Genomic DNA, 6,787 nt, shown 5'->3' with positions numbered 1-6,787 from the left:
CGGCTGCGGTCCACCGCGCCCGGGCTGGGCATCGTCCTGCTCTCGGCCGTCGACGCGATGCACCGCTTCCTCCGCCTCGACCGCGCCGAGGCCCGCGGCGGCCGCCGCGACGGCGAGCGCCGCCGTGCCGACGCCGTACCCCAGGCCGGCCGCCCAGCGCCGGTCGAGCAGCAGCCGCGCGGTCTCGACGCTCGCCGTGCTGAACGTGGTGAAGCCGCCGAGCACGCCCGTCCCGAGCACGGCCCGCCACACCGGGTCGAGGACACCGGCCAGCACGAGCCCGGTGACGACTCCGAGCAGCAGCGACCCGCTGACGTTGATCAGCGCGGTGCCGACCGGCCAGCGCGCCGGCACGAGCGACCGCGCGACCCCGTCGACGACGAGCCGTGCGGCCGCTCCGACTCCGCCCGCGAGAGCGACCGCGAGCAGCAGGCCGGGCGTCACGCCGCCGCCCTCCGCCGCCCCGCGACCGCGATGCCCAGCGCCGCGGCGAGCACGCCCAGCACGAGCGTGCCGCCGGTGTAGAGCAGGTACTCCACGACGTGGCCGCCCTCGAGCAGCGCGACCGTGTCGAGCGAGAAGGTGCTGTAGGTCGTGAATCCGCCCAGCACGCCGGTGCCGAGCAGGAGGCGCAGGGTGCGGCGCCCGCCCTCGTCCGGCCCGCGCCGCGCCAGCGCCTCGAGCAGGAGGCCCAGGAGGAACGCGCCCGGCAGGTTCACGGCGAGCGTCGCGACCGGCACGACGCCCAACGGGGGCAGTGCGGCGCCGATCGCGGCGCGCGCAGCCGTGCCGACGGCTCCACCCGCCGCGACGAGGAGGATCGCGGAGGGGCGCAGGTGGAGGGGTCGCGTCACTCCGCGAGGTCCCAGGGCGCCGGGCGCGACGGGTCGCGGTCGGCGCGCGGGACGACGAGCACGGGGCGGTGCTGGCGGTGCGCGAGGTGGGCGGCGACGCTCCCGCTGAGGAACTCGGCGATGCTCGCGAGCACGCCCGCGTCGCGGGTGCCGACCACGATCATCCGCGCGTCGACCTCCTCGGCGACCTCGGCGAGCGCCAGGGCGGGCTCGCCCCGCGCCGCGCGCAGCGACCACTGCACGGTGCTGCCGTCCAGCTCGTGCTCGACCGTCTCGCGGAGCCCGGGCGGGAGGGACGGGCCCTCGCCGCGGTCGGCCGCGGCGCCGACGAAGCCGAGCGGGATGCCGCCGGTCATCGGATCGACGTACTCGCCGACGAGGTACGGATCGGCCGATACGGACACGAGCAGCAGGGCGGCTCCGGCGTCGGCGGCGACGCGGGCGGCGGTGCGCAGGACCTCGGGTCGCTGGCCGTCGACGATGCCGACGAGGACGGGCCCGATGGGGGTGGGTGCGGTCATGAGGAGCTCCTTCCCGGTTGCGCCCCATCCTGGCACCGCACGGGCGCGAGCGGTCGGAGCATCCGTGCCGGATCCGTCGTGATCGTTCCGTTATGCGCGGGCCTCGGGCTAGAGTGGCTCGTCGCCGGATCCCCACCGGCCCCCGACCCCCCGTCACCACCGTCATCCGAGGAGAACGCACGCGTGTCGAAGCCAGGCATTCCCACCCCTGAGGAGAGTGCCGGCACCCCGACCACTGCACCCCCGACCCGGCGCGAGGCCCGCGAGGCCGAGCGCCGTGCGGCCCGGGCCGAGACGGAGACGGACGCGGCGACCGCCGGTGCCGCGGTCGAGGGCAGCGGATCGGACGAGACGATCGCCTCTGCGGAGAACGGCGTCTCCGCCGGAACTGCGCCCACCGCCGTCGACGCCGCAACGGCCGCGGCGACCGCTCCGACCGTCTCGGTCGAGGTCCCCGCCGTCGCCTCCCCCGCCTCCCGGTCGATCCCGGCCTCACCGCGCCGCGCGTCCGCCTCCCGCCCCGTCGCTCCCCGCGCCGCCGAACCCGCCCGAGCCCGTGGCCTCAGCCGTCGCGCCCTCGCCTTCGGCACCTTCTCGGTGGTCGGCGGCCTCTTCGCCACGGCCGCGATCCCCGCGTACGGCGCCCGCAGCTCCTCCGCCACCGCGACCGGCCGCGCCGCCGCGAACCGGGTCGGCCTCCAGAACCTCACTGTCTCCTCCGACGCCGCCGGCCAGACCGCCGTCCGCGACGCCTTCGCCGCCCCGACCCAGGCGCAGCTCGACGAGGCCAGCCGCCAGGCGGCCGTGCTCTCCGGATCCAACGGCGGCGAGTTCTCGACCGTGCAGACCCGCGCGGTCGGCGACGACTACCCGTGGCCCTACGAGACCATCGACGACGACGGCGGCGGACTCTCGCCCCTCGGCTACTACTACCGCGAGTGCGTCGACTTCGTGGCCTGGCGCCTCAACCGCGACGCCGGTCGCACCTCCGCGCCGTGGAAGTACACGTGGGGGAACATCACCCCGCTCGGCGGCAGCGCCTACGAGTGGCCGGACAACTGGGCCGCGAAGGGCTGGGCGACCAGCAGCGTCCCGATCGTCGGCTGCGTCGCGTGGTGGACCTACAACCACGTCTCGTACGTGCAGAAGGTCAACGACGACGGCACGGTGCTCCTCGAGGAGTACAACTACGGCGGCAAGCACAGCTACGTGACCCGCACCTTCCCCACCGCCCAGGTCCCGCTCTTCCTGTACCCGCCGGTCCTGTAGGGGGCCTGTTTCCGTCGCGCGTCGGCGGGCGGTGCGTCGCGATCCGTCCCCAGCGCACGCCGACGGGCGAGGGGGTGCGATCCCGCGTCAGGCGAGCGCGGCGAGGAAGATCGCGAAGGCGGGCGTCGTCGGATCGACGAGCGCCATGTGGTCGGCGTCGGCGAGCTCGTGGAGCTGCACGGCGGGGTGCCGGTCGGCGTATCGGCGGCTGTAGGCGTCGGGGACGTCCTCGTCGAGTACGCCGTGGATCAGCGTGGTCGGCTGCGGCGGCGCGGGCAGCTGCGCGGGGTCGGCGCCCGGGAGCAGCGCGAGGTCGCCGCCGAGGAGCTCCCCCACGGCGTCGTCGCTGAGGCGGTCGGCGGAGGCGGCGGCCAGGTCGAGCACGCCCGCCAGCGCCACCACAGCGGCGACGTGCGGCGACGGACGGGCGGCCTGCGACCAGACGGCGAGGTGGCCGCCGGCGGAGTGGCCGACGAGGGCGACCGGTCCGGCGCCGGGCAGCAGTGCCGGGAGCGCCGCGAGCACGGCCAGGACGTCGTCGCCGGTGCCCGGCCAGCCGCCTCCCGGGTCGCCCGTGCGCCGGTACTCGGGGAGGAGCACGTCGTGCCCGCGGTCGGCCAGTGCCGCCGCGAGCGGCCGGGCGTGCCGCCGGTCCCACCGCGCCCGCCAGAACCCGCCGTGCACGAGCACGACCGGCCGGCGCGCCTCGCCGGGCGCCCCGCGGAAGACGTCCGCGATCTGCTCCGGAGCCTCCCCGTACCGGCGCACCTCGTCCGGCTCGCGCCCCTCCGACTGCTGCATCCCCCCAGTACCTCCCCGCGAGACGCCACGTCGGTGCGCCCGGCACGGCGTGTCGCGTACCGGAGCGGCATCTCGCGGAGAGGGAGGGGAGGGCGCGGGAGCTCGCGTCAGGACTCGAACCAGCCCCGGGGGTGGTGGTCGGCCGTGAGGGGCGTGCGCGGCCGGGTCGGGCGGGCCCAGCGGACGGCGTTCGCCAGCACGCGCCGGATGTCCGGGTGGTGGTAGACGGGGTAGTCCTGGTCGCCGGGCGAGAAGTAGAAGACCTTCCCGAGGCCGCGGGTGTAGGTCACGCCGGAGCGGAACACCTCGCCGCCGGTGAACGTCGACAGGAACACCGTCTCCTCCGGCACCGGGATGTCGAAGTACTCGCCGTACATCTCCTGCTCGGGGATGATCAGCGGGCTGGGCACGCCCTCGGCGATCGGATGCGTGGGCGCGATCGTCCAGACCAGCTCGCGGTCGCGGTCGTTGCGCCACTTCAGCGAGCAGGTCGTGCCCATGAGCGCCTTGAAGATCGACGAGTAGTGGCCCGAGTGCAGGACCAGGATCCCCATCCCCTCCTGCACGTGCCGCAGGACGCGCTGGACGACCTCGTCCGACACCTCCTCGTGCGCGATGTGCCCCCACCACAGCAGCACGTCCGTCGTCGCGAGCGCCTCCTCGGTGAGCCCGTGCTCGGGCTCGGGGAGCGTCGCGGTGCGGACCGAGACGGCGTCGCCGAGCGACTCCGCGAGCCCGTCCGCGATGACGCGGTGGATGCCGTCCGGGTAGTGGCGCAGCACGGTCTCGTCGCCACGGGTCTCGTGGCGGAACTCGTTCCAGACGAGGACCTCGATCGGGGCGCTCATGCGACCGCCACCTCCTGCTTCTCGGCGGCGGAGCGGTAGATCGCGTCGACCACCCGGCTGCGGTGCAGCGCGTACTCGCCGTAGTGGCCGGAGTAGCGGGGGCCGCCCGCGGGCGCGTCGGCTCCCGAGGCGATGGCCTCCAGGAACTCGGCGATGACGGAGCGGTGGTGTCCGGCGGGGACCTTCACGTCGGGGTGCGAGACGGTCGGCGCTCCGGCGACCTCGGAGTAGAGCGTCAGAGTCCCTTCCGTGGCGTAGTCGGCGATGTGGAGGCGCGCGCCCCCGGCCGAGCCGAGCAGCTCGACCTCGATGTCCTCGTCGACCTTCGAGTAGCTGGCCCAGGAGGCGTCGAGCTGGAGCGAGCGGCCGTTGTCGAGGCGCAGCAGGGCGCTCGAGAAGTCCTCCACCTCGAACGCGTGCGTGCCGGTGGCGGCGACGCCGTGCGGGCGCCCTCCGCGGCCGGAGCGGCCGATCTCGCCGTACGCGACCGCCGAGACGCTGGTCACGCGCGGCTCGTCGAGCAGGTGCAGCGCGATGTCGAGCACGTGGGAGCCGAGGTCGATGAGCGGGCCGCCGCCGGCGAGCTCCTTGCTGGTGAACCAGGAGCCGATGCCGGGGATGCCGGTGCGCCGCTGCCAGCTCGCGCGGGCGTGGTAGACGTCGCCCAGCGGCGCGTCGTCGAGGTAGTCGCGGAGGAAGGCGACGTCGGCGCGGCGGCGGTGGTTGTACGCGATCTCGAGCGCCCGGTCGTTCGTGCGGGCGGCCTCGACCATCTCCGCCGCCAGCTCAGCGGTGGTGGCGAGCGGCTTCTCGCAGAAGACGTGCTTGCCGCTCGCGAGCGCGGCCACGGCGATCGGGTGGTGCAGGTGGTTCGGGACGCCGATGGAGACGACGTCGAGGTCGTCGCGGGCGACGAGCTCCTCCCAGTCGGCGTAGAGGTCGGGGACGCCGCGGGTCGCGCCGAGTTCGTGCAGGCGCGCCTCCTCCTGGCCGGCGAGCGCGACGACGCGGGCGCCGGCCAGGGACTGGAAGGCATCGAGGTGGGTGGTGCCGGCGAAGCCGAGGCCGACGACCCCCACGCGCAGCTCAGTGGTGTTCTCTGTCATGCGCCGAGCCTACTCGAATCGATTCGAGCACTCCATGGGCGGTGCGGCTTCCCGGAGCATCCGGCAGGCCGGCTTCAGGCCGCGAGGCGCGCCTCGAGCGCGGCGAGCGACGCGCGCAGGGCCGGCGCCTCGAGGGCGTCGCCGTCGGCGGCGGCGTGCGCGGCGGCGAACGCCTGGACCTGGCGGTGCAGCTCGACGCGGGTCCCGCCGCGGGCGACGACCGCGAGCCGCTCGGCGAGGCGCACGCCGGCGCGGACGACGAGCGGCTGCTCCATCGCGTACGAGCGCAGCGCGAGGAACACGTCGGCCAGCAGCTCACCCGCTCGGGGCCACGGGACGACCAGGCGGACGACTCCGTCGGAGTCGGAGTAGCGGCCGCGCGCCTCCGGCCGGCCGCAGAGGTCGACGAGCGCGCTGGTCAGGGCCTCGACGGCGCCGACCGCGGTGTACGGGTCGTTGGTGCCGGTCGCGAGCCCGCGGACTCCGATCTCGACCACCTGCTGGACGGCGTAGCGGAGGTCCTGGTGCGGGGTGCGGGCGTCGGCGACGACGACCGCGGCGACCGCCTCCTCCTGGGCGACGGACCCCTCCAGGACCTCGAGCACCGGGTCGCCGACGAGGACGTGGTCGCCGGGCAGCGCGAGCACCCGGAGCCGCGCGTCGCCGCGGCGGGCCAGGGCGACCAGCCGCTCGACCTCGAGCTGCTCGACGTAGCCCCCGCGCACCGCACGCAGCACGACCGGCTCGCGCCCCGCCGGCGGCAGGGCCTCCTCCGCGAGCAGTGCCCCCTCCGCATCCGTCGGCTCCTCCCCGTCCTCCGGGTGCAGCCGCTCGATGACGTCGACGAGCTCGCCGAGCACCCGCTGCTGCAGCGTCGTCACCTGCACCGACAGAGCGATGTGGTGGATGAAGTAGACGAGCACCGCGACGTCGCCCACCGCGAGCAGCACCGAGAACGAGACGGCCACCACCGGCACGAACGTCAGCGACGCGTCCTCCTCCGTGTGCACCGCGCGCAGCACGATCAGGGAGTACAGGAACGTGGAGGTGAGCACCGCCAGGACGATCTGGTTGCCGCGGTCGGCCATGAAGTTGCGGACCAGCCGGGGCCCGTAGGCGGAGGACGTGGTCGCCAGCACCGAGATCGTGATCGAGAACGAGGTCGCGGCGACGCCGAGCATCGTCCCGCCGATCGCCGAGAGGATCGCCCGGCCGCCGGTCGGCGACAGGTCCTCGATCAGGGGGATGTCGCTGTCGCCGGCGCGGACCAGCAGGTGGTCGACCTCGACCAGCCCCAGCGCCAGCCCGACGGCGAGGACGCCGAACAGGGCCGGGAGGAACCAGAAGGATTCGCGGAGGTGGAGGAGCCGGGAGCGCATGCTCGAAGG

The 6,787-nt window shown here is 75.0% G+C and carries 8 protein-coding genes; 1 reads left to right on the top strand and 7 read right to left on the bottom strand.

From position 1 onward, the window contains the following. The 3 genes from C5C82_RS08415 to C5C82_RS17495 form a co-directional block, all read right to left on the bottom strand. The coding region (locus C5C82_RS08415; protein WP_104354911.1) for a CrcB family protein at positions 1 to 444 on the bottom strand (444 nt) is incomplete at its 3' end. After that, entirely contained in the window at positions 441 to 854 is a 414-nt protein-coding gene (locus tag C5C82_RS17500) for a CrcB family protein (protein ID WP_104313543.1), read from the bottom strand. The genes C5C82_RS17500 and C5C82_RS08415, both read right to left, overlap by 4 nt. After that, the gene (locus C5C82_RS17495) at positions 851 to 1,375 is read right to left on the bottom strand and encodes a universal stress protein (protein ID WP_181072852.1); all 525 of its coding nucleotides are present in this window, start codon (positions 1,373 to 1,375) and stop codon (positions 851 to 853) included. Before C5C82_RS17495 ends, C5C82_RS17500 begins: the two co-directional genes overlap by 4 nt. A 183-nt stretch (positions 1,376 to 1,558) precedes the next feature. Here C5C82_RS17495 and C5C82_RS08405 point away from each other — a divergent pair, with 183 nt between their 5' ends. Further along, complete coding sequence (locus C5C82_RS08405; RefSeq protein ID WP_104295770.1) at positions 1,559 to 2,644, top strand: CHAP domain-containing protein; 1,086 nt, start codon at positions 1,559 to 1,561, stop codon at positions 2,642 to 2,644. 87 nt (positions 2,645 to 2,731) lie between these two features. On the opposite strand, the gene C5C82_RS08400 is transcribed toward C5C82_RS08405, so the two are convergent. From C5C82_RS08400 to C5C82_RS08385, 4 genes are all read right to left on the bottom strand, one after another. After that, positions 2,732 to 3,445 (bottom strand): alpha/beta hydrolase, encoded by a 714-nt coding sequence (locus C5C82_RS08400; protein WP_104354910.1) that lies wholly within the window; start codon positions 3,443 to 3,445, stop codon positions 2,732 to 2,734. Between the two features lie 107 nt (positions 3,446 to 3,552). Next, positions 3,553 to 4,293: a ThuA domain-containing protein gene (locus C5C82_RS08395; RefSeq protein ID WP_104226581.1), complete on the bottom strand. Its 741-nt coding sequence runs from the start codon at positions 4,291 to 4,293 to the stop codon at positions 3,553 to 3,555. Next, entirely contained in the window at positions 4,290 to 5,399 is a 1,110-nt protein-coding gene (locus C5C82_RS08390) for a Gfo/Idh/MocA family protein (RefSeq protein ID WP_104295772.1), read from the bottom strand. Before C5C82_RS08390 ends, C5C82_RS08395 begins: the two co-directional genes overlap by 4 nt. Positions 5,400 to 5,473: 74 nt before the next feature. Further along, the gene (locus C5C82_RS08385; RefSeq protein WP_104295773.1) at positions 5,474 to 6,778 is read right to left on the bottom strand and encodes a DUF2254 domain-containing protein; all 1,305 of its coding nucleotides are present in this window, start codon (positions 6,776 to 6,778) and stop codon (positions 5,474 to 5,476) included. Positions 6,779 to 6,787: the final 9 nt, after the last annotated feature.

The organism is Rathayibacter sp. AY1D5 (assembly GCF_002932515.1).
Classification (GTDB): Bacteria; Actinomycetota; Actinomycetes; order Actinomycetales; family Microbacteriaceae; genus Rathayibacter.
The sequence above is the reverse complement of the archived record's forward strand: the minus strand, read 5'-3'. Positions and strand labels throughout refer to the sequence as shown.

Bases quoted from the DNA above. Each gene is read 5' to 3' on its own strand.
- C5C82_RS08390 (WP_104295772.1), bottom strand. From the start codon at position 5,399: ATGACAGAGAACACCACTGAGCTGCGCGTGGGGGTCGTCGGCCTCGGC.
- C5C82_RS08395 (WP_104226581.1), bottom strand. From the start codon at position 4,293: ATGAGCGCCCCGATCGAGGTCCTCGTCTGGAACGAGTTCCGCCACGAG.
- C5C82_RS08400 (WP_104354910.1), bottom strand. From the start codon at position 3,445: ATGCAGCAGTCGGAGGGGCGCGAGCCGGACGAGGTGCGCCGGTACGGG.
- C5C82_RS08385 (WP_104295773.1), bottom strand. From the start codon at position 6,778: ATGCGCTCCCGGCTCCTCCACCTCCGCGAATCCTTCTGGTTCCTCCCG.
- C5C82_RS17495 (WP_181072852.1), bottom strand. From the start codon at position 1,375: ATGACCGCACCCACCCCCATCGGGCCCGTCCTCGTCGGCATCGTCGAC.